The 23853-nt window shown below is 70.0% G+C and carries 25 protein-coding genes; 16 read left to right on the top strand and 9 right to left on the bottom strand.

What is annotated here, in order from left to right:
- Positions 1-30: 30 nt before the first annotated feature.
- Genes H4J02_RS12185 through H4J02_RS12175 form a run of 3 tightly spaced genes read right to left on the bottom strand, consistent with a single transcriptional unit; the run spans position 31 to position 903 of the window.
- Complete coding sequence (locus tag H4J02_RS12185; protein ID WP_187674827.1) at positions 31-306, bottom strand: type II toxin-antitoxin system RelE/ParE family toxin; 276 nt, start codon at positions 304-306, stop codon at positions 31-33.
- Positions 303-587 (bottom strand): type II toxin-antitoxin system Phd/YefM family antitoxin, encoded by a 285-nt coding sequence (locus H4J02_RS12180; RefSeq protein WP_187674826.1) that lies wholly within the window; start codon positions 585-587, stop codon positions 303-305. Before H4J02_RS12180 ends, H4J02_RS12185 begins: the two co-directional genes overlap by 4 nt.
- Positions 588-636: 49 nt before the next feature.
- Positions 637-903, bottom strand: a complete 267-nt coding sequence (locus H4J02_RS12175) for a helix-turn-helix domain-containing protein (RefSeq protein ID WP_262406281.1) — start codon at positions 901-903, stop codon at positions 637-639.
- A 122-nt stretch (positions 904-1025) separates the two neighbouring features.
- On the opposite strand from H4J02_RS12175, the gene H4J02_RS12170 reads away from it, so the two are divergent.
- Together H4J02_RS12170 and H4J02_RS12165 are read left to right on the top strand one after the other, a co-directional pair.
- On the top strand, positions 1026-2645 hold the full coding sequence (locus H4J02_RS12170; RefSeq protein WP_187674824.1) for a site-specific DNA-methyltransferase: 1620 nt from the start codon (positions 1026-1028) through the stop codon (positions 2643-2645).
- The gene (locus H4J02_RS12165; RefSeq protein ID WP_187674823.1) at positions 2642-5092 is read left to right on the top strand and encodes a DEAD/DEAH box helicase family protein; all 2451 of its coding nucleotides are present in this window, start codon (positions 2642-2644) and stop codon (positions 5090-5092) included. Before H4J02_RS12170 ends, H4J02_RS12165 begins: the two co-directional genes overlap by 4 nt.
- Positions 5093-5111: 19 nt before the next feature.
- Here the strand turns inward: H4J02_RS12165 and H4J02_RS12160 are convergent, their stop codons facing one another.
- Together H4J02_RS12160 and H4J02_RS12155 are read right to left on the bottom strand one after the other, a co-directional pair.
- A complete protein-coding gene (locus tag H4J02_RS12160) occupies positions 5112-5429 on the bottom strand; it encodes a YbjQ family protein (RefSeq protein WP_222942182.1) in 318 nt (105 codons plus the stop codon).
- A gap of 46 nt (positions 5430-5475) precedes the next feature.
- Positions 5476-6108, bottom strand: coding sequence for a LysE family translocator (locus H4J02_RS12155; protein ID WP_187674821.1), 633 nt, complete (start codon positions 6106-6108; stop codon positions 5476-5478).
- 148 nt (positions 6109-6256) lie between these two features.
- Between H4J02_RS12155 and rplK the strand changes: the two genes are divergently transcribed.
- From rplK to H4J02_RS12140, 3 genes are all read left to right on the top strand, one after another.
- The gene (rplK, locus tag H4J02_RS12150; RefSeq protein ID WP_187674820.1) at positions 6257-6688 is read left to right on the top strand and encodes a 50S ribosomal protein L11; all 432 of its coding nucleotides are present in this window, start codon (positions 6257-6259) and stop codon (positions 6686-6688) included.
- Between the two features lie 2 nt (positions 6689-6690).
- The gene (rplA, locus tag H4J02_RS12145; protein ID WP_187674819.1) at positions 6691-7380 is read left to right on the top strand and encodes a 50S ribosomal protein L1; all 690 of its coding nucleotides are present in this window, start codon (positions 6691-6693) and stop codon (positions 7378-7380) included.
- Between the two features lie 187 nt (positions 7381-7567).
- Complete coding sequence (locus H4J02_RS12140; protein WP_187674818.1) at positions 7568-8818, top strand: MFS transporter; 1251 nt, start codon at positions 7568-7570, stop codon at positions 8816-8818.
- A gap of 16 nt (positions 8819-8834) precedes the next feature.
- Here H4J02_RS12140 and H4J02_RS12135 read toward each other — a convergent pair whose 3' ends face one another.
- Positions 8835-9188 (bottom strand): cupin domain-containing protein, encoded by a 354-nt coding sequence (locus H4J02_RS12135; protein ID WP_187674817.1) that lies wholly within the window; start codon positions 9186-9188, stop codon positions 8835-8837.
- Positions 9185-10618 (bottom strand): FAD-binding oxidoreductase, encoded by a 1434-nt coding sequence (locus H4J02_RS12130; protein WP_187674816.1) that lies wholly within the window; start codon positions 10616-10618, stop codon positions 9185-9187. The genes H4J02_RS12135 and H4J02_RS12130 overlap by 4 nt, the downstream gene beginning before the upstream one ends.
- A gap of 156 nt (positions 10619-10774) precedes the next feature.
- On the opposite strand from H4J02_RS12130, the gene H4J02_RS12125 reads away from it, so the two are divergent.
- Entirely contained in the window at positions 10775-11305 is a 531-nt protein-coding gene (locus H4J02_RS12125) for a GNAT family N-acetyltransferase (RefSeq protein WP_187674815.1), read from the top strand.
- Positions 11306-11321: 16 nt separating this feature from the next.
- Here the strand turns inward: H4J02_RS12125 and H4J02_RS12120 are convergent, their stop codons facing one another.
- Positions 11322-12278 (bottom strand): NADP-dependent oxidoreductase, encoded by a 957-nt coding sequence (locus H4J02_RS12120; RefSeq protein WP_187676575.1) that lies wholly within the window; start codon positions 12276-12278, stop codon positions 11322-11324.
- Positions 12279-12377: 99 nt separating this feature from the next.
- On the opposite strand from H4J02_RS12120, the gene H4J02_RS12115 reads away from it, so the two are divergent.
- Positions 12378-13049: a Pr6Pr family membrane protein gene (locus H4J02_RS12115; protein ID WP_187674814.1), complete on the top strand. Its 672-nt coding sequence runs from the start codon at positions 12378-12380 to the stop codon at positions 13047-13049.
- Here the strand turns inward: H4J02_RS12115 and H4J02_RS12110 are convergent.
- Positions 13046-13648 (bottom strand): YqaJ viral recombinase family protein, encoded by a 603-nt coding sequence (locus H4J02_RS12110; RefSeq protein ID WP_187674813.1) that lies wholly within the window; start codon positions 13646-13648, stop codon positions 13046-13048. The genes H4J02_RS12115 and H4J02_RS12110 overlap by 4 nt on opposite strands.
- A gap of 135 nt (positions 13649-13783) precedes the next feature.
- On the opposite strand from H4J02_RS12110, the gene H4J02_RS12105 reads away from it, so the two are divergent.
- The 9 genes from H4J02_RS12105 (at position 13784) to H4J02_RS12065 (ending at position 23754) form a co-directional block, all read left to right on the top strand.
- Positions 13784-14527 (top strand): response regulator transcription factor, encoded by a 744-nt coding sequence (locus H4J02_RS12105; protein ID WP_222942180.1) that lies wholly within the window; start codon positions 13784-13786, stop codon positions 14525-14527.
- Entirely contained in the window at positions 14524-15984 is a 1461-nt protein-coding gene (locus H4J02_RS12100; protein ID WP_187674812.1) for a cell wall metabolism sensor histidine kinase WalK, read from the top strand. The genes H4J02_RS12105 and H4J02_RS12100 overlap by 4 nt, the downstream gene beginning before the upstream one ends.
- A 5-nt stretch (positions 15985-15989) precedes the next feature.
- On the top strand, positions 15990-16853 hold the full coding sequence (locus tag H4J02_RS12095) for a hypothetical protein (RefSeq protein WP_187674811.1): 864 nt from the start codon (positions 15990-15992) through the stop codon (positions 16851-16853).
- 199 nt (positions 16854-17052) lie between these two features.
- Complete coding sequence (gene rplJ, locus H4J02_RS12090; protein ID WP_187674810.1) at positions 17053-17568, top strand: 50S ribosomal protein L10; 516 nt, start codon at positions 17053-17055, stop codon at positions 17566-17568.
- Positions 17569-17649: 81 nt separating this feature from the next.
- Entirely contained in the window at positions 17650-18042 is a 393-nt protein-coding gene (rplL, locus tag H4J02_RS12085) for a 50S ribosomal protein L7/L12 (protein WP_187674809.1), read from the top strand.
- 261 nt (positions 18043-18303) lie between these two features.
- Complete coding sequence (locus H4J02_RS12080; protein WP_187674808.1) at positions 18304-19662, top strand: ABC transporter substrate-binding protein; 1359 nt, start codon at positions 18304-18306, stop codon at positions 19660-19662.
- Between the two features lie 121 nt (positions 19663-19783).
- Positions 19784-20752, top strand: a complete 969-nt coding sequence (locus H4J02_RS12075; protein ID WP_187674807.1) for a carbohydrate ABC transporter permease — start codon at positions 19784-19786, stop codon at positions 20750-20752.
- Positions 20749-21741 carry a carbohydrate ABC transporter permease gene (locus H4J02_RS12070; RefSeq protein WP_187674806.1) on the top strand — a complete coding sequence of 331 codons (993 nt, stop codon included), beginning with the start codon at positions 20749-20751 and terminating at the stop codon, positions 21739-21741. The genes H4J02_RS12075 and H4J02_RS12070 overlap by 4 nt, the downstream gene beginning before the upstream one ends.
- Positions 21742-21855: 114 nt before the next feature.
- A complete protein-coding gene (locus H4J02_RS12065) occupies positions 21856-23754 on the top strand; it encodes an ABC transporter ATP-binding protein (RefSeq protein ID WP_397420135.1) in 1899 nt (632 codons plus the stop codon).
- Positions 23755-23853: the final 99 nt, after the last annotated feature.

Genomic DNA, 23853 nt, shown 5'->3' with positions numbered 1-23853 from the left:
GCGCCCGGCCTTTCGTGCACTCGGGTGATGTCAGCGGGGCCGGTAGACGTCTGCCCGATGGTCGACGTGGATCACCAGGACGACGAGCTTCTCGTCGACGATCTCGTAGATGATCCGGTAGGGGCCGCGGCGCGCACCCCAGAGCCCCTCGAGTTCTCGCTGGAGGGGTTTGCCCACGCGTCGGGGCGTTCGCGCCAGATCGCCGTAGACGAACTCGATGATCGCCGGGACGATGCGCGGCGGCACCCCGCGCAGGTCGCGCTTCGCGGTGCCCGCGAACTCGACCCGGTGGCTCTCGTCCGTCACCGCGTCTGCCGACGGGGCACGCCGAACTCGGCGCGGATCTCATCCTCGCTGGAGGTCCGCCCCTCTGCGAGCTCACGCCGCGCCTCGGCGACGTCGTCGAGCACACCCGGCCGAGAGAGCCAGAACAGCGTCTCCTGAAGGGACTCCCACTCGTCGATGCCGATGAGCACCGCTGCCGGTGATCCGTTCTTGGTGATCGTCACCTGGTCGTGGGTCATCGCCACGGAGTCGACGAAGTCGTTGAGCTTGTCCTTCACCTTGGAGATGGGCAGGGTCTGCATGAGCACAGCATAGGCCTGAATTCGGGCCGATCGCAGGCTTCTATTGCCTTCAACCCGCCCGACGACGCCGGTCCTCGAGCGCAACCGGGAACATGTCGGAACGCAGTCCGACGAGCAGCTCGGCCGGCGAGCCGCCCAGCCCCTCCGCCAGGCGGACGAGCGTCTGGATGCTCGGCATGGCCCGTCCGTTCTCGTACGCGCGGATGTTGGAGGAGTCGATACCGCTCGCGGCCGCGAGCTGGTCCTGCGTCATCCCGATCCTCAGCCGCTCCGCAGAGATCAGCGCACCGATGTGGGTGGCGGCGTCGGAGGGCACTCGGGGCACTGGTCAAGCCTCGGCGCGCCCGGTGGCTTGTGCCAGGGTGAAGGTCACCGGGTACTTGTACTCTGAATGACGCGAGGCGGTCCGGCGCCCGCAACCCGAGAGGAGGCGACCGAGTGAGTGGTCGCCTCACGCTCTCGTGGGCCAACAAGGAGAAGGCGCTGATCTCCGACGGCGCGGGCGGCTACCGGTGGGTCGATCCTGACGACTGGCGCGCGCGCGAGGTCCGCCTTCTCGACCCGGTGAGTCTCGTCGGCGACGCCACTGGTGCCCCGACGGACAACCTGCTCATTCGTGGCGACGGACTGGATGCGATGCGCTCGCTTGCCCGAATCCCCGAGTACGCGGATGTCTACCGCGGCAAAGTGAAGCTCGTCTACATCGACCCGCCCTTCAATACGGGGCAGGCCTTCGAGCACTACGACGACGCTCTCGAGCACTCGGTGTGGTTGAGCATGATGCGGCAGCGACTCGAAGCCATCCGCGATTTGCTTGCCCCCGATGGGTCCGTTTGGGTGCACCTCGACGACGCCGAACTGGCCTACTGCAAAGTGCTCATGGACGAGGTCTTCGGGCGAAGTGCTTATGTCGCGACGATCGTATGGCAGAAGACGCATACGCGAGAGAATCGGACGGCGATCTCCACGAGCAACGACTCGATCCTCGTCTATGCGCCGTACGGGAGCGACTGGAAAGCCGTTCGCAATGTCCTTCCCAGTACTGACGAGCAGCTCGCCCGGTACTCGAATCCCGACCACGATCCTCGCGGACCGTGGCAGTCCACGCCGATGCACGCCAAGGCGGAGAAAGGGCGCCGTTCAGCGCAGTTCTACACGATCGTGTCCCCGTCAGGTCGGCCCATTGATCCGCCGCCCGGTCGTTGTTGGCTGTTCACTCGAGACCGCTACGAGGAGATGCTCGCTGACAACCGCATCACCTTCGGCGCTGGGGATGGGGTGCCTCGCATCAAGAAGTTCCTCGCCGAGGTGCAGGCCGGCCTTGTGCCGAACACCTGGTGGACGCATGCCGAGGTAGGCACCACGGGAACGGGCAAGGCCGAACTCGTGGCTATGTTCCCGGGCGCAGTGCCCTTCTCGACGCCCAAGCCTGAGCGCCTGATCGAACGTGTGATCCAGGTGGGAAGCAACCCAGGCGACATCGTCCTGGACGCCTTCGCTGGATCCGGCACGACCGCGGCCGTGGCCCACAAGATGCGGCGCCGCTGGGTGACCGTCGAGCAGCAGGAGTCGACTGTGCAGTCGTTTACGCGTCCGCGTCTACAGAAAGTCGTGGACGGTGCTGACGCGGGAGGTGTCACCGGATCGACCGGGTGGCTCGGTGGGGGCGGCTTCACTGAGATTCGAGTGGCACAACCCGTCGTCCAGGTCGTCCAGAGCGAGCAGCAGACGGCCACCGTGGTCGATCTGAGCGCCGAGCCGGGGCGCCTCGAGCGGTCGGTCGCCGCGCAACTCGGATATCGACTCGACGCGGATCCGGCTATCGACCACGCGCAGTTGATCGGAACCAAGGGGCGCTCTCGGCTGGCGGTCGTCCGTGGCGTCGCGGACGAGGGACTCGTTTCATCGCTCGTCTCTGCCCTAGGGGACGACGAGCTGCTGCTGCTCGCTGCTCCGATGGTTGCGCCCGGTGCCAGGGAGGCCCTCCGGGCGGCCGCCCCGGGGAGCCGCATCGTCCGCTACCCGAGCGGCCTTGAAGTGAGTGGAGTGGGTCGGTGACAACGCTGCCCGTTGATGACGCGCTCATCGATGAGATAGCGGCCGCAATGGATCTGCGTGGCCCTAATCATGCCGCCCTCCGGGCGCTGGTCGACGAAGTCGCCCGTGGTGGAGGCCGCGAGGTCATCGCCGATCTAGCCACCGGCGTCGGCAAGACCTACCTCGCGGCGGCGCTCGTCGAGTATCTGGCTCGCGTCGGCGTGCGGGATGTCTTGATCGTCGTCCCGGGTTCGACGATCGAGCAGAAGACGATCGCTAACTTCACCCCTGGCCACCCGAAGCACATCAGTGGCGCGACGATCGAGCCCCTGCTGATCACGGCGGACAACTTCCAGCGCGGCACCGTCGGTGACGCGCTTCACGATCGGCATCGTCTCAAGCTCTACGTCTTCACCGTCCAGATGCTGCTTCGCCCGAGGGGTGAGCGCGCCATGCGCGCCCGCAAGGAAGACGAGTACATCGGCGGCGCCCTGTATGAGCACTTGCAGGACGCGCGCGACCTCGTCGTGATCGCGGACGAGCACCACGTGTACAGGCCCGCTGCTCAGGCGTTCTCGGACGCCATCCGCGAACTTCGGGCGCGCGCGATCGTGGGCCTCACGGCCACGCCGGATCCCGCCGACGTCAAGGCGGACAAGGTCGTCTTCCGGTACCCACTGGCACACGCCATCGCCGACGGCTACGTCAAGATCCCCGTCATCGTGTACCGCTCGGACGACCACCGCGACGAACGGACCCAGCTTGCGGATGCCGTCCGGCTCCGTGACTACAAGGAACCGTCGTGGCACGCCTATGCCGACGGACGAGAGCTCTCTCGAGTCACCCCGGTTCTTTTCGTCGTCTGCCAGGACATCGCCCATGCGCAGGAGACCGCCGACGCGTTGTCACGTGACTACTTGCCCGAGAAGGACTCGGTGCTTCTCATCACATCCGAGTCCTCCGATCGAGCGCTCGAACTCCTCGCCTCGGTCGAGGCGCCCACGTCGCCTGTGCGTGCGATCGTTTCGGTGAACAAGCTCAAGGAAGGGTGGGACGTCAAGAACATCGGCGTCATCGTGGCCCTCCGTCGACTCGCTTCCGAGACGCTCACCGAGCAGATCCTCGGACGCGGCCTGCGGCTGCCGTTTGGGGAGCGTACGGGAGTCCCCGCGATCGATCAGGTCGACATCGTGGCGCACGACTCATACCGCGAACTTCTCAGGAACAAGGACGCCCTTCTGGAGTCGCTCGTCGGGGACCGCTCCGGCGGGGGGATCCCCGGCTCGGTGACCGTCGAGATCCACGAGGCTGAGTCCGCGGCCGCTGAGGGGGCAGAGCGCTCGGGTGAAAGCGCCCCGGCGGGGCTCACGATCACCGTGCGCTCGACCGAGTCTCTCGACGGCGTGAGCCTCGCCGACATCCTTCTCGCGATCGACCAGTCGGATGCCGAGGGGATGGCGCGGTCGGATGCGGATTCCGTCACCCATCCGACGCCCATGCCCCGCAACGCCGGCCTCGCTGGGATTCCATTCCCACGCGAGGAACTCAGCTATCGGCCGCCGGCGTTCAGCCTCGCGAGTCTTGACCTGCTCGACGTCGAGGCGCGAGGCCGCAGATTCCGGACGGAACCCGGCGTGAGCCTCGTGCGTATCGCGGTGGCCGCTGAGCGCGACCTCCAAGGCGCGGTGACGGTCGGTGAGCAGCGGGTCGATTCCGTCGACGCCTCGGTCGTCGACATATCGGCGGAGGAAGTGCGGGCTCGCCTGGCAGAAGCGCTCGACCGCACCGGGCTGGTCGCCCCCGACCTGACAGAGCTCGCTCGCCTCGACGACCTCGTCGATGCATTCCTCCGCGGCGCGGGAGTGACGAGCGGGGAGCACTATCGCTGGAGCGGCGATACGGCGAGCCTTGCCGAGGACGCGCTGACGGAGCTGGTGGCAGCCGCCTATAGGGGCGCCATGGCGCGGCCCGCTCGGACGTGGGATCCGGTCGAGATCCCGGAGGCCCGTATGCGCCCGACCAACATGCGGTCCAAGTGGGACGAGTTCCGCAAAGGTGCGTGGGCGGGCCCGTGGTCGCGTTCGATCGAGCAGTACGCCGCGTTCGACTCAGCGACGGCGGAATGGGCGCTCGCCCACAAACTCGACTCGTGGGAGCAGGTCGAGCGGTGGCAGCGCCTCTACACGCAGCGCGATGGCGGGCAGGCGTGGATCACGCGGGACAGCGGCCAGCGCTACTACCCGGACTTCGTCGCCGTCGTCGATGGAGAGCATTGGTTGCTCGAAGCCAAGTCGGATCGCGATGAGCACGCCGCCGATGTTGTGGAGAAGGCGGCAGCGGCGGAGGCCTGGATCCTGCGCGTCAACGCCTCGCGTTCCTTCGGCGTCTGGCACTACCTGCTGGTGACCGAGGCGCACATCGCACAGGCGAAGGACTGGCCGCAGCTAGTGCGCGCGGCTCGGGCCTGACGCGATCCGCGCACGACCGCTAGATCGGCTCGACCGTCACCGCGGTGCCGAAGGCGCACACCTCGGCGACGCCCTCGAGGTCGTTCGAGTCGAAGCGCATGCCGACGACCGCGTTGGCGCCGCGTTGCTCGGCGTCGGCCCACATCCGCTTGATCGCCTCTTGGCGGTTCTCCCACAGCAACTGCGAGTAGGCGGTGATCTCGCCCCCCTCGCCGCCTCCGAGCGCACTGCCGATGGCTCCGAGCCCGGCGCCGAGCGAGAGCGTGCGCACGATCGTGCCGAGTACATGGCCGTGGGCGCGCGTGATGCGGTAGCCGGGGATCTCGTCTGTCGTCACAACGAACATCCGCACATGATGGCAGGCGCGGCGCCCACCCGGGCGCTCAGTGCCTGTTGCCGGTGAGCAGCAGCAACCCGCCGAGGCCGATCATCATGCCGCCGCCGGCCGCCCGCAGCGTCGAGATACGGCGCGGCGAGGTGGCGAACCAGTCGCGCGCGGCGCCCGCGGCGAGGGCCCAGCACGAGTCGAGGATGAGCGCGAGCACGACGAACACGACGCCGAGCTCCGCGAGCTGAAGCGGGATGGCGCCCGCCGAGTAGTCGACGAACTGCGGCAGCACGGCCACGAAGAACGCGATCGTCTTCGGGTTCGTGACGCCCACGACGAAGCCCTCTCCGAGCAGGCGCCAGGCCGAGCGGCGCGGTCCGGCATCCGTCTCGACGACCTCGTTGCGGTGACGGATCGCCTGGATGCCGAGGTAGACGAGATAGCCGGCGCCCACGATCTTGATGGCCGTGAAGATGACGACCGACTGCGCGACGAGGGCGCCGACGCCGAGGGCGACGAGCGTGAGCAGGGGCAGCATCCCGAGCGCGTTGCCGACGACCGACAGCACGCCCGCGAGGCGGCCGTAGGCGATCGAGCGTCCGATGACGAAGAGGATGCTCGGCCCGGGCATGAGGATGAGCAGCACGGATGCGGCGACGAACGCGCCGAGGGATGCCAGGGGGACCACGGGTAGAGAGTAGTGCGGGCCAGCGGGATGTCGCGTATGATGTCCAGGTTGCCCTGGTGCCTTCGCGCGCCCGGGGAACCCCACCGCATCCGCCCGGATGTCGGGAGAGTGGGGCCGACCGGTCCCGTTCGACAGAGAGAAAGAGAACATGGCACCGAAGAAGAAGGTGACCGGCCTGATCAAGCTCCAGATCAACGCCGGCGCCGCGAACCCCGCGCCGCCCATCGGCCCCGCGCTGGGTCAGCACGGCGTGAACATCATGGAGTTCTGCAAGGCGTACAACGCCGCGACCGAGAACCAGCGCGGCAACGTCATCCCGGTCGAGATCACCGTGTACGAGGACCGCTCGTTCACGTTCATCCTCAAGACCCCGCCCGCCGCCGAGCTCATCAAGAAGGCCGCCGGCGTCGCCAAGGGCTCCTCCACCCCGCACACGGTGAAGGTCGCGAAGCTCACGCGTGAGCAGGTGCGCGCCATCGCCGAGCAGAAGCAGGTCGACCTCAACGCGAACGACCTCGACGCTGCGGAGAAGATCATCGCCGGCACCGCCCGGTCGATGGGGATCACGGTGGAGGCGTAATCATGGCTCAGAAGTCCAAGGCATACCGCGCCGCCGCCGAGAAGATCGAGGCCGGCAAGTTCTACGGTCCCGACGAGGCCGTCGCCCTCGTCAAGGAGACCGGCTCGAAGAAGTTCGACTCGACCGTCGAGGTCGCGCTCAAGCTCGGTGTCGACCCGCGCAAGGCGGACCAGATGGTGCGCGGCACCGTCATCCTCCCGCACGGCACCGGCAAGGTCGCCCGCGTCATCGTGTTCGCGACCGGCCCCGCGGCCGAGGCTGCGATCGCGGCGGGCGCCGACGAGGTCGGCGGCGCCGAGCTCATCGAGAAGGTCGCCGCCGGTTACACCGACTTCGACTCGGCCGTCTCGACCCCCGAGCTCATGGGCCAGGTCGGTCGTCTGGGTAAGGTGCTGGGCCCCCGCGGCCTCATGCCGAACCCCAAGACCGGCACCGTGACGCCGGACGTGGCCAAGGCCGTGTCCGACATCAAGGGCGGCAAGATCGAGTTCCGCGTCGACAAGCACGCCAACGTGCACTTCGTCATCGGCAAGGCCGGCTTCACCACCGACCAGCTGCGCGAGAACTTCGGCGCCGCGCTCGACGAGATCCAGCGTGCGAAGCCGTCCAGCTCGAAGGGCCGCTACATCCAGAAGGGGTCGCTCTCGACCACCTTCGGCCCCGGCGTCCCGCTCGACGTCGCAGCGCTGTAACGTCCCGGCGCCGCGATAATCCGCGGCGCACGAAGGGCCGGCCGCGCGCGAGCGCCCGGCCCTTCGCAGCAAGTGAACAGCGTGAGGGGGTCCGCTTCGGCGGGCCCCCTCGCCGTTTCACCGCTCCACCCGCAACACCGCTCCACCCGCAACACCGCTCCACCCGCAACACCCCCGAGGAGACCAGTTGACACAGCCGTCGACGGATGCCGCCCCCATCACGCGGATCGCGCACCTCGCGCGCATCACGGGGGTGTGGTTCTTCGTGCTCGGCTTCGTCGCGCGCATCCCGTTCGCGATGAACATCGTCGGACTGCTGACCCTCGTGACCGTCGTGCGCGGCTCGATCGCCGAGGCGGGCCTCGTGTCGGCGGCCTTCGGCATCGCGATGGGCGTCGGCGGCCCGCTGCTCGGCGCGATCGCCGACCGCCACGGCCAGCGCATCGTCTCGGTCGTCGTGTCGATCCTGCACGCGGCTCTCCTGCTCGGCATCGTCGCGGCCGTCTACGGCGACACCCCGTTCTGGCTCATCTTCGTGCTGACGCTCCTCGCGGGCGCCACGATCCCGCCCGTCGCGGCGTACGCCCGCGCGCGCTGGCTCGCGCTCCTCGACGACGACACCCGTCGCGGCGGCCGCGGCGTCTCGACGGCCCTCGGCTACGAGTCGATGGTCGAGGAGATCACGTTCGTCGGCGGCCCCGTGCTCGTCGGCGTGCTCGCGACCCTCATCTCGCCGGCCGCCCCCGTCATCGTCGCGGCGTTCATGGTGCTCGTGTTCGCGAGCGCCTTCGGTCTGCACCGCACCGCCCGGGCCGTGCAGCCGGGCGCCGCGCATCCGGATGCCGTGGTCGCCCCGCGACGCGCGCTCGTCTCGCTCGCTGTGCTGCTGCCCGTCGCGGGCATGCTCTTCATGGGCGCCTACTTCGGCTCGACGCTCGCCTCCGTCACGGCCGTCATGGAGGAGGTCGGGCTCGGTGAGAGCACAGGTCTCGTCTACGGCGTCATGGGCGCCACCTCGGCCGTCGCCGCCATCACGGTCGGCCGCCTGCCGCGCACCTTCCCGCTGCACCTGCGCTGGGTGCTCGGCGCGTCGGCGATGCTCGTCGCGGGCCTTGTGCTGTGGGCCGCGCCGCAGCTGCCGGTCATCATCGTCGTCTTCGTGTTCGTCGGCGTCGCCGTCGGCGCGACGCTCGTGACGGTCTTCACGATCGGCGCCGAGAGCGCGCCCGCGGGGCGCCTCGCCACGAACATGGCGATGCTCTCGAGCGCCGTCACGATCGGTCAGGGCCTCACGGTCGCGACGGTCGGGGCGTTCGCGGAGGCCGCGGGCACGGCATCCGTCTTCGCGTCGGTCGCGATCGCGAGCGCGGGGATGCTGCTCGTCGCGATCTCGGCGACCCTCCAGCACCGCGCGTTGCGCGCCCGCATTGCGGCCTGACCCCGCCGGGCGGAGATCAACCCGCCGACGGCGGCAGCACGTAGATCTTGCGGAGCGTCTCGTGCACGGTCCACGTCGTGCGCATGCCCGCGTCGAGACGCACCACCGAGCCGGCCGACACGTCGATCGCGGGGCGCCCGTCGGCGAACTCGATCGTCGCCGAGCCCGCGAGCACGACGAACACCTCGTCCACTTCGACGTCGCGCACGACGCCCGGCGTGATCTCCCACACGCCGAGCTCGGCGCCGTCGACGGTCGTGCCGATCTCGAGGGAGCCCGTCGTCGGCGCGCCCGAGACGCGCTCCTCGCCCTCGACTGCCTCGTGCGCGATCTCGGCGGCGAGCGCGGCGAAGACCTCTCCGGACTTCACGAGTCGAACCCCAATCCGAGCGCATCGAGCGTGCGCAGCAGCAGGTTGCGGCGGCCTTCCTTGTGGTCGGCCCGGTCGAGCGACCAGCGGGTCGCGTTGATGCCGACGGATGCCGCGGGCTCGGGCGGGAACGGAAGCGGTCGCCTCCGCACCATCTCGAGCTCGGTGCGCTCGGTCGGCTCGCCGCCCAGCAGGTCGAGCATCGTGTCGGCGGCGAAGCGCGTCGCGCCGACCCCGAGCCCCGTGAAGCCGGCGGCGTAGGCGACGCGGCCCTTGCGCGCTGTGCCGAAGAAGGCGCAGAACTGCGTGCTCGTATCGATCGCGCCCGCCCACTTGTGCGTGAAGGTGAGTCCCTCGAGCTGCGGGAACGTCGTGAAGAAGTGCGAGGCGAGCCGCTCGAAGCTCTGCCGGCGGTCCTCGTAGGCCGCGCGTACGCGGCCGCCGTAGTGGTAGATCGCGTCGTAGCCGCCGAACAGGATGCGGTCATCAGCCGTGCGCCGGTAGTAGTGGAACTGGTTGGCGAGGTCGCCGATGCCCTGGCGACCCTGCCATCCGATCGCCGTGAGCTGGCCCGGGTCGAGCGGCTCGGTCATGAGCACGTAGTCGTAGACGGGCACCGTCATGAGGCGGTTGCGCGTGAGGAGCGAGGGGTAGACGCTCGTGCCGAGCGCGACGTGCGAGGCGGTGACGGCGCCGTCGTCGGTCACGACTTGCACGCCTGCCGCGGCGTCCTCGAGGCGTCGCACGGGGGAGCCCTCGTGCAGCTCGACGCCGAGCTCGGATGCGAGCCGCGCGAGCTCGTGCACGAGGCGGCCGGGGTGCACGAGCGCGACCTCGCGCCTGCGCCACGTGCCGCCGAGGTAGGTGGGGGAGTGGACGTGCGCCTGCACCTCGTCGCGGTCCAGCAGCACGACGTCCGACTCGCCGTCACGAGGCCGCGTGCCGTGCAGCCACGCGAGCTGGTGCGGCTCGGTCGCGACGTCGAGCTCGCCCGTGCGCTCCCACTGCACGTCGAGCCCGTGCTCGAGCACGGTGCGCTCCATGGCGTCGAGGTTCTCCCTGCCGAGGCGCTCGAGCGTCTCGTAGTCGTCGGCCCAGCGGCTTCGGCCGTTTTCCTCGCCGTGCGTGATGCTCGCCTCGACGAAGCCGCCGTTGCGGCCCGACTGCGCCCAGCCGAGGCGCTTCGCCTCGAGCAGCACGACGCGGCGGCCGGGGTCGCGCTGCTTCGCGCGCACGGCCGTCCAGAGGCCCGTGAAGCCGCCGCCGACGATCGCGAGGTCGGTGCTCGTCTCGCCGCGGAGCGGCGGATGCGCGTCCGGCTCCCGGAGCTCGTCGAGCCAGAAGGGCGCCTGCCGCGTCTGCGCGAGCGCGTGGGCGACGGCGGATGCCGGCGCGGGCCGGCGTTCGAACACGGTGTCGTGCGTGGGCATCTCAGGAGCTCCTGGGGATCGTCATCATTCAAGCGGACGCGGACGGCTGCTGGCAAACGGATTCGGCGGTCGCGGACGCGAACGGCTGCGGATTCCGAGGTCGCGAGGCGCCCGGACGACGGAAAGAGTGGCATCCGCCCCCGTTACCCTGGACGGGTGACCCACGTGCGCCCCGCGACCCCCGACGACCTCCCGGCCCTCGCCGCGCTCGCCGCGCTCACCTTCCCGCTCGCGTGCCCGCCGCACGTCACCGCCGAGGCGAAGGCCGCGTTCATCGCCGCGAACCTCACGGCCAAGCACTTCGCGCGCTACCTCGACGACACCGCGCGCGACGTGCTCGTCGGGGTCGACGAGGCGGGCGTGCTCACGGGCTACGCGCTGCTCGTCGAGGGGGAGCCCGCGGATGCCGACGTCGCCGCCGCGATCACCCTGCGCCCCACGGTCGAGCTGAGCAAGTGCTACGTGCACCCCGACCACCACGGGGCCGGCGTCGCGGCGGCGCTCATGGCGGCATCCCTCGACGCGGCGGCGGCGCGCGAGGCGGCGGGCGTCTGGCTCGGCGTCAACCAGCAGAACACGCGGGCTCAGCGCTTCTACGGCAAGAGCGGGTTCGAGCGCGTGGGAGTCAAGCGGTTCCTCGTGGGCGACCGCTACGAGGACGACTACGTCTTCGAGCGCGCGATCTGAGCCGCGCGCATCCATCTCAGCCCTCGGCGACGGTCAGCACGATCTTGCCGCGCGTGTGCCCCGACTCGATGAGCCGGTGCGCCTCGGCGACGTCGTCGAGCGGCAGCACGCGGTCGACGTAGACGCGCACGTCGCCCGACTCGATGAGTCGCGTGACGATCGCGAGCGTCGCGGCATCCGGGGTCACGCGGTAGCCCGTCGCGCGCACGCCGGCAGCCTCGGCCTCCTCGGCCATCGTCGGGAACGAGCCCGTCGGCCCGTTGACGTAGATGCCGCCCGGACGGATGACGCGCAGCGACCGCGAGCCCGTCTCGTCCGCGACGTTGCCGATGAGGTCGATGACGGCGTCGACCTCGCCGACGGCCTCCTCGAAGGGGCCCGCGGTGTAGTCGACGACCTCGGCCGCGCCGAGCTCGCGCAGGAACGCGGCGTTGCGCGCCGACCCCGTCGCGACGACGTGCGCCCCGAAGTACGACGCGAACTGCACCGCGAAGTGGCCGACGCCGCCTGCGCCCGCGTGCACGAGCATCCGCTGCCCCTCGTGCGCCTTCGCCGTCTCGACGACCATGCCCCACGCGGTGAGCGCGGCGAGCGGCACGGCGGCCGCCTCGGCGTGCGAGAGCGACGGCGGCTTGCGCGCGACGCTCAGCGCGTTCACGGTGAGGAACTCGGCGTAGGAACCGCTCGTGCGGGGCACCATGCCCATGCCGTACACCTCGGTGCCGGGCTGCAGCGGGTGGGCCTCGTAGGGCGCCTCCACGACGATGCCGGAGAAGTCGTTGCCGAGCACGACGGGCGTCGACGTGACGCCGGGCCACGCGCCGCGGCCGGCGCGGGTCTTCGCGTCGATCGGGTTGACGCCCGCGGCGACCACGCGGATGAGGAACTCCGCGTTGACGCGCGTCGGCACGGCGACCTCGTCGAGCCCGAGCACCTCGGGACCGCCGGGCGCCGTGAAGGTCACGGCTCGCATCATCGTCATGTCGTCGACCTTTCCGCCTCGGGTGCCATTCAACGGGTGTCATGCGTCATCGGTGTTACACGCATGTCACCGTGCTGCTAATTTGCCGCCATGCGCACCGCCTTCATCCTGCTCCGCGCGGCCGGGGCGATCGCCGTCGTGGCCGCCGTCGTCGGCCAGCTGCTCGTGAGCCTCGACTACTGGACGACGACGGGCGTGCGCGACCTCGCGACCTCGGTCGCGAACTTCTTCTCGTTCTTCACGATCCAGTCGAACATCGTGGGCGCCGTGTCGCTCGCGATCGGCGCCGTGCACCTCGCCCGGGGCGGGGGCGAGGACCCGCGCTGGTTCGCCGTGCTGCGCGCGTGCGCCACGACCTACCTCGTGACGACGGGTGTCGTCTACAACCTGCTGCTGCGCGGCATCGAGCTGCCGCAGGGCTCGACGCTCGCGTGGTCGAACGAGGTGCTGCACGTCGTCGTGCCGATCGTGCTGCTCGTCGACTGGCTCTTCGCGCCCGGGCGCCGCCGGCTCGGGTGGGGCACGGTCGGCATCGTCGTGATCTACCCGATCGTGTGGGTGCTCTACACCCTCGTGCGCGGTCCCCTCGTCTACAGCGACGCGACGGGCCGCCAGGGCTGGTACCCCTATCCGTTCCTCGACCCCGCGAACTTCGAGAACGGCTACGGCACGGTCGCGCTCTACGTCGTCGCGATCGCGGCGCTCATCGCCGTCGCCGGATGCGGGGTCGTCGCGGTCTCGCGGATGCGGCGGCCGCGCTAGCGGCGCATCGCGAGCAGCAGCTGGTCGGCGAGCTGCACGAGGCGGTGGATCTCGTTCTCGTCGCGGTCGACCCAGCGGCACTCGGGCACGCCGCTCACGGGCACGAAGTTCTCGTGCTGCTCCCACACGACGAGCGTGCGCTCGGCCCCGAGCACGTACTGCTGCCACCACACCTGACGCAGGTAGTGCCGGGGGATCGACTTCCACGCGCTGCGCGTCGTCTTGATCTCGCACAGCTCGAGCCGTCCTTCGGACTCGCGGATGCCATCCGGCGTCGCGAGGTGGGCCCGCTGCCCGTCGGCGTGGAAGAGAGCGGTGTTGCCGCGCATGCCGGCGTGGGTGCGGGCCACCCAGCGGCCGATCTCGGGCTCGCGCACGCGGCCGTGCTGCGTGAAGGCGTTGCCGCTGAAACGCGAGCCGAGCAGCTTCTCCATCGCCACGGCGCGCACGGCCTTCTCGCCCGTGAGGCGCGCCACGTCGGTGGCCGTCACGCCCCGCGCCCGCTCGCGCAGCCAGCTCACGCGGTCGGCCGCATCCGCGACGATGCGCTCGCGATGCGACACGGGCGGCGCATCGAAGAGCGAGAGGGTGGGCTGCACCCGTCCAGTCTCGCTCACCCGCACGACACCGCCGACCGCGACGCGCGTGCCGCCGCGACCGGGTCATGGCCGCCGCTTGGGCGACCTCCAGGCGCGGCATAGGGAACTCCCAGCGAGGGGAGCACAATCGGGAGGGTGACCACGTCCGCCGCCACCGCATCCACCGCCCTCACGCGCCCCGACGGCTCGCCCGTGCGCGCGCTCGTGGTCGACGACGAGGCGTCGCTCGGCGAGCTCGTGCAGCTGGCGCTGCGCTACGAGGGATGGCAGGTCGAGACCGCGACCGACGGTGCGTCGGCCCTGACCAAGGCGCGTACTCTGCAGCCCGACGTCATCGTGCTCGACGTCATGATGCCGGGCCTCGACGGCGTCGAGGTGCTCCGCCGCCTGCGCTCGACGGGCGACGACGTGCCCGTGCTCTTCCTCACCGCGAAGGACGCCGTGGCCGACCGCATCGTCGGGCTCACGGCGGGCGGCGACGACTACGTCACGAAGCCCTTCAGCCTCGAGGAGGTCGTCGCGCGGCTGCGCGCCCTCCTGCGTCGCAGCGGCCGTGCCGTGACCGGCTACACCGACCCCGTGCTGCGCGTCGGCGACCTCACGCTCGACGAGGAGAGCTACGAGGTCACGCGCGCCGGGCGGCCCATCGAGCTCACGGCGAAGGAGTTCGAGCTGCTGCGCTACCTCATGCGCAACCCGCGCCGCGTCGTCAGCAAGCTGCAGATCCTCGACCGCGTGTGGAGCTACGACTTCGAGGGCCGCTCGAGCATCGTCGAGATCTACATCTCCTACCTGCGCAAGAAGATCGAGGGCGAGGGGATGCCGCCCCTCATCCACACGGTGCGCGGCGTCGGCTACATCCTGAAGCCCGCGACATGACCGAGGCGTCCGCCCCCCATCCGTCGCGCGCGCCGTGGTCGATTCGCAGCCGCGTCGCGATCGGGGTCGTCGCGCTCGTCGCGCTGCTCGGCATCTTCATCGGCACGGTGAGCGTGCTCGCCCTGCGGCAGAACCTCACGCAGCGGCTCGACGCGCAGGTGCACGACATCATGCGCGCCGTCTCGTCCGGCTCGCCCGCGACGCTGCCCGGCGGCGGAGACAACCTGCGCGGCGGCGTCGTGCTCGCGGTCGCACTCCCGAGCGGAGCGGCGCAGGGCTACATCTACACGGGGCCGGGCATGCAGGCCGCGCTCACCGAGCAGCAGATCGCGCAGGTGCTCGACGCGCGCTCGGGCGTCATCTCCACCGTGGGGATCTCGGGCCTCGGCACCTTCCGCGTCGAGGCCCGCCACGGCGAGAACGGCTCCTACGCCGTCGGCCTCTCGACCGCCGAGGTCGACCAGACGGCGTGGACCCTCGCGGGCATCCTCGCCCTCGTGACGGCAGGCGCGCTCCTGCTCGCGGGGCTCGGCGCCGTCGCCCTCACGCGGGTCGCCCTGCGCCCGCTCGGCCGCGTCTCCGACACCGCGACGCGCGTGACCGAGCTGCAGCTCGCATCCGGAGACGCCGCGATCCCCGAGCGCGTGCCCGCCGCCGAGGCCGACCCGCGCACCGAGGTGGGCCAGGTCGGTGCGGCGCTCAACGCGATGCTCGGCCACGTCGAGGAGGCGCTCGTCGCCCGCCAGCGCTCCGAGGAGAAGGTGCGGCGCTTCGTCGCGGATGCGAGCCACGAGCTGCGCACGCCCCTCGCCTCGATCCGCGGCTACGCCGAGCTCACGCGGCGCATCGACTCCGAGCTGCCGGACGACGCCATCCGCTCGCTCGACCGAATCGAGTCCGAGTCGGTCCGCATGACCGCGCTCGTCGAGGACCTGCTCGAGCTGGCCCGCCTCGACGAGGGGCGCAGCCTCGAGCACAGCGAGGTCGAGCTCGTGCGGCTCGTGACGGATGCCGTGGGCGACGCCTACGTCGCGGCCCCCGACCACGAGTGGGAGGTCGTGGCGCCCGAGCCGCCGCTCGCCGTCGAGGGCGACGCCGCGCGCCTGCAGCAGGTCGTCGTGAACCTGCTCGCGAACGCGCACCGGCACACGCCCGCGGGAACCGCCGTGACGGTCACGCTCGCGCGCGACGGCGAGGATGCCGTGCTCACCGTGGCCGACGACGGGCCCGGCATCGACCCGGAGCTGCAGCCCGTGCTCTTCGAGCGTTTCGCACGCGGCGACTCCTCCCGCACGCGCGCGACCGGCAGCACGGGCCTCGGGCTCGCGATCGTGGCCGCGGTCGTCGACGCGCACGGCGGCGGCATCCGCGTCGACAGCGTGCCCGGCGACACGCGCTTCACCGTGCGGCTCCCGCTCCGTGCTCCGCGGCCGGAGGCCGGCGACCTGGCAGACTGAGCGCCATGCGATCCGCCCCCCGATCGTTCGCCCTGCTCCCGCTCGCCCTCGTGGGCGTGCTCGTCGCGCCCGCCGCGGCATCCGCGAGCGAGGGATCCGTGCCGCCCGAGGTCACCGCCTACGTGACGGGCGGCGGGCTCGTCGAGCGGCTCGACGCCGTCTACGGCCTCGACGCGGAGGGGAAGGGCGTCGAGTTCGACGACACGACCACACCCGGCCCCATCTCGCGCGTCTACCACTGGACAGACGACCGCCTCGCGGGCGACGTCGAGGCGATCGCGACGCGCATGGTCAACGAGTGGGCAGTTCCCGTTTCGGTGGGCGAGCAGCCCGTGGGCGTCGCGATCGTGTGGATCAACCTCGACACCGAGCGCCCCGAGCTCGCCGAGTTCGAGGCCGACGCGGATGCGGCTGCCGCGCTCGCCGAGGTGCCGGATGCCGCGCGTCTCGTGCGCGACCCCGGCGCATCCGCGTGGCTCGCCCTCGAGGCCGACACCCTCACACCCCTCGTGCCGGGCACCTCGGGGCTCACGGGGCCCGTGCCGCTCGCCGACTATGAGGTCGTGGCGCCCGCTGCCGAGCCGGAGCCGGAGACGACGGATGCGGGCCTCGGCATCGCGATCGCGGCCGCCGTCGCGCTCTTCCTCGTGATCGTCGTCGCGCTCTACGTGCTGCCGCGGGTGCGGGGGTCTCGAGACGCGTCCGGCTCCGCCGGGCGCTCCTCGACCACCTCGGGTGCGCACGCCGACGACACCCAGGTGGTCGAGGAGCGCCGCCCGGAGGGCGACGCGTCTCGAGACCCTCGCACCCAGGTGGTCGAGGAGCGCCGCCCGGAGGGGGACGGGTCTCGAGACCGCGCCGCCGTGTGATACCCTCGGTACGCCGAAGACCGCCGGTCTCTGCGCGCCTGCTTGCAGGACGCAGACGAAGCTCTCGTGAGAGGGACCCGCGCAGGCGTGTGTAGCAACCCCAGGGTCCAGCTCCGTGCGCGTGCGCCGGAGCTTTTTTCATGCGAGCGGGGCGCGACCAGCAGTCGTCGGCGTGACATCCAATACGACAAGGAGCGCCATGGCGAACAAGGAAACCACGGTCGCCGAGCTGACGGACAACTTCCGCAACTCGAACGCGATCGTGCTCACCGAGTACCGCGGCCTCACGGTGGCGCAGCTCAAGCAGCTGCGCACGAGCATCCGTGAGCACGCGAGCTACGCCGTGGTGAAGAACACGCTTACCAAGATCGCTGCGAAGGAAGCCGGCGTGGAGGGTCTCGACGACCTCCTCGAGGGCCCTTCGGCGATCGCGTTCGTGCACGGCGACACCGTCGCCGTCGCGAAGGCTCTGCGTGACTTCGCCAAGGCCAATCCTCTGCTCGTGGTCAAGGGCGGCTACTTCGACGGTGCCGCCCTGACCGCCGCCGAGGTGGGCAAGCTCGCCGATCTGGAGTCCCGCGAGGTGCTGCTGGCCAAGCTGGCCGGCGCCTTCAAGGCCTCGCTGTTCGGAGCTGCCTACCTGTTCAACGCGCCGCTCGCCCAGGCCGTCCGCACGGTCGACGCGCTGCGCCAGAAGCAGGAATCCGCGAGCTGACCCTCGCAAACAGACATCCCCGTCGCATCCGCATCGGGGCTATCGACCCGGGGCGCTCGCCCCACAGCTAAGGAGAAAGAAATGGCCAAGCTCAGCACCGACGAGCTGCTCGAGGCGTTCAAGGAGCTCTCGCTCATCGAGCTGTCCGAGTTCGTGAAGAAGTTCGAGGAGACCTTCGAGGTCACCGCTGCCGCGCCGGTCGCCGTCGCCGCCGCCCCCGCCGCCGGTGGTGCCGGTGGCGCCGCCGAGGAGGCCGAGGAGAAGGACTCGTTCGACGTCGTCCTCGAGGCCGCCGGCGACAAGAAGATCCAGGTCATCAAGGAGGTCCGTGCCCTCACGAACCTCGGCCTGGGCGAGGCGAAGGCTCTCGTCGACGGTGCGCCCAGCACCGTTCTCGAGGGTGCCAACAAGGAGACCGCCGAGAAGGCGAAGGCTCAGCTCGAGGAGGCCGGCGCCACCATCGTCCTCAAGTAAGGACGTTCGCGCCAGCCGCTTCAGCGAAGGGCGCCGCTCCCCACGGGGGCGGCGCCCTTCCGCGTTCCCGGGGGCTCGTGTTGCCGGATCGTGACCTCTTCGGGGGACGCCCGGCTTGCCGCCCGTGGGAGCGCTCGCCTAGCGTGGGGAGTGGAAACGGTTCCCGTGATCGCGAACGTGACCCCGCGGAACCGCTTCACCCTGCACCATCCGCACCCCGGACCCGCCACCCGCGGGGCCGGGGCTCAACGAGGAGGAACTATGCGTTCACGGGTGAACCACCGGCTCTTGGCCGGTGTCGCGGCGGCCGGAGTCGCCGCGCTCGCGCTCGCCGGCTGCACCGGCGACATCGCGAACGAGGGCAACGAGGACGTCGACTGCGCGCCCTACGAGGCGTACGGCACGTTCGAGGGCAAGACCGTCACGATCGGCGGCACGATCCTCGACCTCGAGGCCGACCGTCTCGACCAGTCGTGGGCCGACTTCGAGGTCTGCACGGGCATCGAGATCAACTACCAGGGCACGAGCGAGTTCGAGGCTCAGATCGCGGTGCTCGCGGAGGGTGGCAACGCCCCCGACATCGGCATCATCCCGCAGCCCGGTCTGCTCGCCCGCCTCGCTGCCGGCGGCTGGCTCATCCCGGCCTCGGCCGAGGTCGAGGCGAACGTCGACGAGTTCTGGTCGGAGGACTGGAAGCAGTACGGCACCTACGAGGGCACCTTCTACGCGGCCCCGCTCATGGCGTCCATCAAGGGCTACGTCTGGTACTCGCCGGCCGAGTTCGAGGATAAGGGATACGAGATCCCGACGACCCTCGACGAGCTCAAGGCGCTGTCGGAGCAGATCGCGTCCGAGGGTGACCACAAGCCGTGGTGCGTCGGCATCGAGTCCGGTGAGGCGACCGGATGGCCGGGCACCGACTGGATCGAGGACTTCGTGCTCCGCCAGGCGGGCCCCGACGTCTACGACCAGTGGGTGACGCACGAGATCCCGTTCAACGACCCGCAGATCGTCGCGGCGTTCGACGGCGTAGGCGAGTACCTGAAGAACCCCGACATGGTCAACGGCGGCATCGGCGACGTGTCCACCCAGATCAGCGAGGCGTTCCAGACCGCGGGTCTGCCGATCCTCGACGGAGAGTGCTCGCTGCACCACCAGGCCTCGTTCTACGAGACCTTCTGGAACCCGAACGGTGACGAGGGCAACGTCGTCGCCCCCGACGGCGACATCTTCGCCTTCCTGCTCCCGCCCGTGAACGCTGACGACCCGCAGGCCGTCACCGGCGGTGGCGAGTTCCCCGTCGCGTTCCGCGACGCGGAGGAGGTCGAGGTGGTTCGCGCCTTCCTGTCGAGCGACACCTGGGCGAACAACCGCGTGAGCCTCGGCGGTGTCATCTCCGCCAACAAGGGCCTCGACCCGGAGAACGCGTCCAGCGAGCTGCTCAAGCAGTCGATCGAGATCCTGCAGGACCCCGACACCACGTTCCGCTTCGACGGCTCGGACCTCATGCCGGGCGCCGTGGGCGCGGACTCGTTCTGGAAGGGCATCGTGTCCTGGATCGGCGGACAGTCGACCCAGACGGTGGTCGACACCATCGAGGCCAGCTGGCCCAGCAGCTGATCGACTGATCGCATCCTGATCCGGGGGCGGGGCTGTTCCGCAGCCCCGCCCCCGCTCTACTCTCGACGCAGGGCCCGCGCCCTGCTCCACCACTTCGACGGCGAAGGAAGCGAGTAACGCGATGACCACCGCGGATCTGATCGGCAAGATCCTGCAACTCCTGATGGGACTGGCGATCTTCGCCGTGATCATCGGGTTGCTGATCTTCTTCATCGACAAGGCCCCCAAGAAGGGCCGTGACTACTGGCAGCTCGTGGGGTTCCTCGCCCCGGCGATGATCCTGCTCGCGATCGGGCTCATCTACCCGGCGTTCCGCACGCTCGGCCTGTCGTTCGTCGACAAGGGCGGCAACTTCAGCCTCGACAACTTCGTGTGGGCGTTCACGCAGCCCACGGCCATCCGCACGCTCATCAACACGATCATCTGGGTGGCGCTCGTGCCGACGGTCTCCACGATCCTCGGTCTCGCCTACGCGGTCTTCATCGACAAGTCGCGCGGCGAGCGCGTCTACAAGGCGCTCGTGTTCATGCCGATGGCCATCTCGTTCGTGGGCGCCGGCATCATCTGGCGCTTCGTCTACGAGTACAAGTCGGCGGGCCGCGAGCAGATCGGCCTCCTCAACGCCATCGTCGTCGCGTTCGGCGGGGATCCCGTGCAGTGGCTGCAGTCGGACCCTCTCAACACCTTCCTGCTCATCATCGTCATGATCTGGATCCAGACCGGCTTTGCGATGGTCGTGCTGTCGGCGGCCATCAAGGGCATCCCGACGGAGCAGATCGAGGCGGCGCAGCTCGACGGCACCAACGCCTGGCAGCGCTTCCGCAACGTGACGGTGCCCGGCATCCGGGGCTCGCTCGTGGTCGTGCTCACGACGATCTCGATCGCGACGCTCAAGGTCTTCGACATCGTGCGCACGATGACCGCCGGAAACTTCAACTCGAGCGTCGTGGCCAACGAGATGTACACCCAGGCGTTCCGTGCCTCGGAGGTCGGACGCGGATCGGCGCTCGCGATCATCCTGTTCGTGCTCGTGCTGCCGATCGTCATCTACAACGTCAACGTGCTTCGCAAGCAGAGGGAGATCCGATGAGCTCCGTGGCCCCCGCAGATCTGCCCGTCGAGGGCGGCAAGGGCGAGATCGAGGTCGCCGTCGAGGATCGCACGAGCGGCGGGAAGGCGAAGCGCGTCAAGCAGCGCCTCACCTCGCGCGGTGCGACCGTCGCGGCGCTCATCATCGCCGTCGTGTGGACGATCCCGACCTTCGGGCTCTTCATCTCGTCGTTCCGCCCGGCAGAGCTCATCCTCAACACGGGCTGGTGGACGATCTTCCAGAACCCGGGCTTCACACTCGACAACTACCGCGACGTGCTGCTCTCGCCGTCGCAGTCGTCGCCGCAGCTCGGCGCCTACTTCGTCAACTCGCTCTTCATCGCGATCCCGTCGACGATCTTCCCGCTCGTGTTCGCGTCGATGGCCGCGTACGCGTTCGCGTGGATGCGCTTCAAGTGGGTGAACTGGCTGTTCATCTTCGTGTTCGCGCTGCAGATCGTGCCGCTGCAGATGGCCCTCGTGCCGCTCCTGCAGTTCTTCTCGACGTTCCTCAAGCCGGGTCAGCAGTGGCTCCACGAGATCATCCCCATGATCCCCGTGCAGAACTACCTGCCGATCTGGATCGCGCACACGATGTTCGCGCTCCCGCTCGCGATCTTCCTCCTCCACAACTTCATCTCGGAGATCCCGGGCGAGGTCATCGAGGCGGCGCGCGTCGACGGCGCGACCCACGGGCAGATCTTCTTCCGCATCGTGCTGCCGCTCGCGATCCCGGCCCTCGCATCCGTCGCCATCTTCCAGTTCCTCTGGGTGTGGAACGACCTGCTCGTGGCGCTCATCTTCTCGGGCGGAACGCAAGACGCGGCACCGCTCACGCAACGATTGGCCGAGATGGTCGGATCGCGCGGTCAGGAGTGGCAGCGCCTCACGGCCGGTGCGTTCGTGTCGCTCGTGGTGCCGCTCATCGTGTTCTTCTCGCTGCAGCGCTACTTCGTGCGCGGTCTGCTCGCGGGCTCCACGAAGGGGTGACCCGGGGGCTGGTTTCGACACGCGCCTGCGGCGCTACTCAACCAGCGGTGATGCGCGCTGGTTGAGTAGCGACCGCAGGGAGCGTGTCGAAACCAGCCCACGTAGGCTCGCATCATGAGCATGGGCGGCGGGGGCGGACGCGGCGGCATGGCTCGCGGCGTCGGCAACCGGGATGCCGAGGTGCAGCGCGCGGAGAACGCGGCGGCCCCGCGCATCCCGCACCTCTACCGGCGCATCGGCGAGCTGTTCCGGCCGTTCGCGACCCAGCTGACGATCACGATCGCCCTCGTGCTCGTGTCCGCGGGGCTCGGGGTGCTGCCGCCGCTGCTCACTCAGCGCGCGTTCGACGAGGGGCTCTTCCCGCCGGAGGGGCGCCCGGATGTGCCCGTGCTGCTGTGGCTCGTGGGCGCGATGGTCGCGCTGTGGCTCGTGTCGGCGGTGCTCGGCGTGTGGCAGACGTACCTCACGGCGCGCGTCGGCAACTCGGTCATGGGCGCGCTGCGGGTGCGGCTCTTCAGCCACCTGCAGGCGATGGAGCTCGGGTTCTTCACGCGCACGAAGACGGGTGTCATCCAGTCGCGGCTGCAGAACGACGTGGGCGGCGTCGCATCCGTGCTCAACAACACGATCTCGAGCGTCGTCGGCAACACCGTGACCGTGATCGGCGCGCTCGTCGCGATGCTGCTGCTCAGCTGGCAGCTCACGGTCGTCGCGGTCGTGCTGCTGCCCGTGCTCGTGCTCGCGCAGCGGCGCGTCGGCCAGGTGCGGGCGCGCATCGCGACGCAGACGCAGGAATCGCTGTCGGAGATGACCGCGATCACGCAGGAGACGCTCTCGGTGTCGGGCATCCTGCTCGCGAAGACCTTCAACCGGCAGCCCGCCGAGATCGGGCGCTACGCGGCCGAGAACGAGCGGCAGATCCAACTGCAGGTGCGGCAGCAGATGTCGGGGCAGTGGTTCTTCGCGGTCGTCGGGGTGTTCATGTCGGTCGTGCCGGCCGTGGTGTACCTCGTGGCGGCGTGGCTCATCCTGCAGGACATCCCCGTGACGGCGGGCACGATCGTCGCGTTCACGACCGTGCAGGCCCGGCTGATGTTCCCGCTCATGGGGCTCCTTCGCGTCGCGCTCGACCTGCAGACCTCGCGCGCCCTCTTCGCGCGCATCTTCGAGTACCTCGACCTCGTGCCGTCGATCACGGATGCCGCCGACGCCCGCGAGGTGGATGCCACGCGGCTCGGCGAGGTCGAGTTCCGCGACGTGACCTTCCGGTATCCGGATGCCGCCCCCGACGCCCCCGGCACGCTGCAGGACGTCTCATTCCGCATCGAGCCCGGCCAGTACGTCGCGTTCGTCGGTCCGTCGGGCGCGGGCAAGACGACGGTGTCGTACCTCGTGCCGCGGCTCTACGAGGCGAGCGAGGGCGCGGTGCTCTTCGCGGGCGACGACGTGCGCGAGCTGCGCCACGCATCCCTCGTCGACCACATCGGCGTCGTGAGCCAGGAGACCTACCTCTTCCACGCGACGATCGCCGAGAACCTGCGCTACGCGAAGCCCGAGGCGACGGATGCGGAGCTCGAGGCCGCGTGCCGCGCCGCCAACGTCCACGACACGATCGCGGGCTTCCCCGACGGCTACGACACGCTCGTGGGGGAGCGCGGCTACCGCCTCTCGGGCGGCGAGAAGCAGCGCGTCGCGATCGCGCGCGTGCTGCTCAAGGACCCGGCCGTGCTCATCCTCGACGAGGCGACGAGCGCCCTCGACACCGTGTCGGAGCGCATCGTGCAGGGCGCACTCGACGCGGCCTCGCGTGGCCGCACCACGATCGCGATAGCGCACCGACTGTCGACCGTCGTCGACGCCGACGTCATCCACGTCGTGCGTGCGGGCCGCATTGTGGAGTCGGGAACGCACCCCCAGCTGCTCGCCCTCGACGGCGAGTACGCGCGCCTCTTCGCGGAGCAGCTCACGGCATCCGCCGCGATCTCCGCGGCCGCCGCCGCCACCGGCGACTGACCGGGCCGGGTCGGGCGCGCATCCGCGGGTGCTCCGCCGACGGAGGGGGCCGCGGGGGCGGCTGCGGCCCCGGTAACACACGGGGCGCCGCGAGTAGGC

Source organism: Protaetiibacter sp. SSC-01 (genome assembly GCF_014483895.1).
In the GTDB taxonomy this organism is placed as follows: Bacteria; Actinomycetota; Actinomycetes; order Actinomycetales; family Microbacteriaceae; genus Homoserinibacter.
Note: the sequence above shows the minus strand (reverse complement) of the source record. Positions and strands in the feature narration are given on the sequence as shown.

Bases quoted from the DNA above. Each gene is read 5' to 3' on its own strand.
- rplJ (WP_187674810.1), top strand. From the start codon at position 17,053: ATGGCGAACAAGGAAACCACGGTCGCCGAGCTGACGGACAACTTCCGC.
- H4J02_RS12075 (WP_187674807.1), top strand. From the start codon at position 19,784: ATGACCACCGCGGATCTGATCGGCAAGATCCTGCAACTCCTGATGGGA.
- H4J02_RS12180 (WP_187674826.1), bottom strand. From the start codon at position 587: ATGCAGACCCTGCCCATCTCCAAGGTGAAGGACAAGCTCAACGACTTC.
- H4J02_RS12095 (WP_187674811.1), top strand. From the start codon at position 15,990: ATGCGATCCGCCCCCCGATCGTTCGCCCTGCTCCCGCTCGCCCTCGTG.
- rplK (WP_187674820.1), top strand. From the start codon at position 6,257: ATGGCACCGAAGAAGAAGGTGACCGGCCTGATCAAGCTCCAGATCAAC.
- rplA (WP_187674819.1), top strand. From the start codon at position 6,691: ATGGCTCAGAAGTCCAAGGCATACCGCGCCGCCGCCGAGAAGATCGAG.
- H4J02_RS12115 (WP_187674814.1), top strand. From the start codon at position 12,378: ATGCGCACCGCCTTCATCCTGCTCCGCGCGGCCGGGGCGATCGCCGTC.
- H4J02_RS12130 (WP_187674816.1), bottom strand. From the start codon at position 10,618: ATGCCCACGCACGACACCGTGTTCGAACGCCGGCCCGCGCCGGCATCC.
- H4J02_RS12100 (WP_187674812.1), top strand. From the start codon at position 14,524: ATGACCGAGGCGTCCGCCCCCCATCCGTCGCGCGCGCCGTGGTCGATT.
- rplL (WP_187674809.1), top strand. From the start codon at position 17,650: ATGGCCAAGCTCAGCACCGACGAGCTGCTCGAGGCGTTCAAGGAGCTC.
- H4J02_RS12065 (WP_397420135.1), top strand. From the start codon at position 21,856: ATGAGCATGGGCGGCGGGGGCGGACGCGGCGGCATGGCTCGCGGCGTC.
- H4J02_RS12080 (WP_187674808.1), top strand. From the start codon at position 18,304: ATGCGTTCACGGGTGAACCACCGGCTCTTGGCCGGTGTCGCGGCGGCC.
- H4J02_RS12070 (WP_187674806.1), top strand. From the start codon at position 20,749: ATGAGCTCCGTGGCCCCCGCAGATCTGCCCGTCGAGGGCGGCAAGGGC.
- H4J02_RS12120 (WP_187676575.1), bottom strand. From the start codon at position 12,278: ATGCGAGCCGTGACCTTCACGGCGCCCGGCGGTCCCGAGGTGCTCGGG.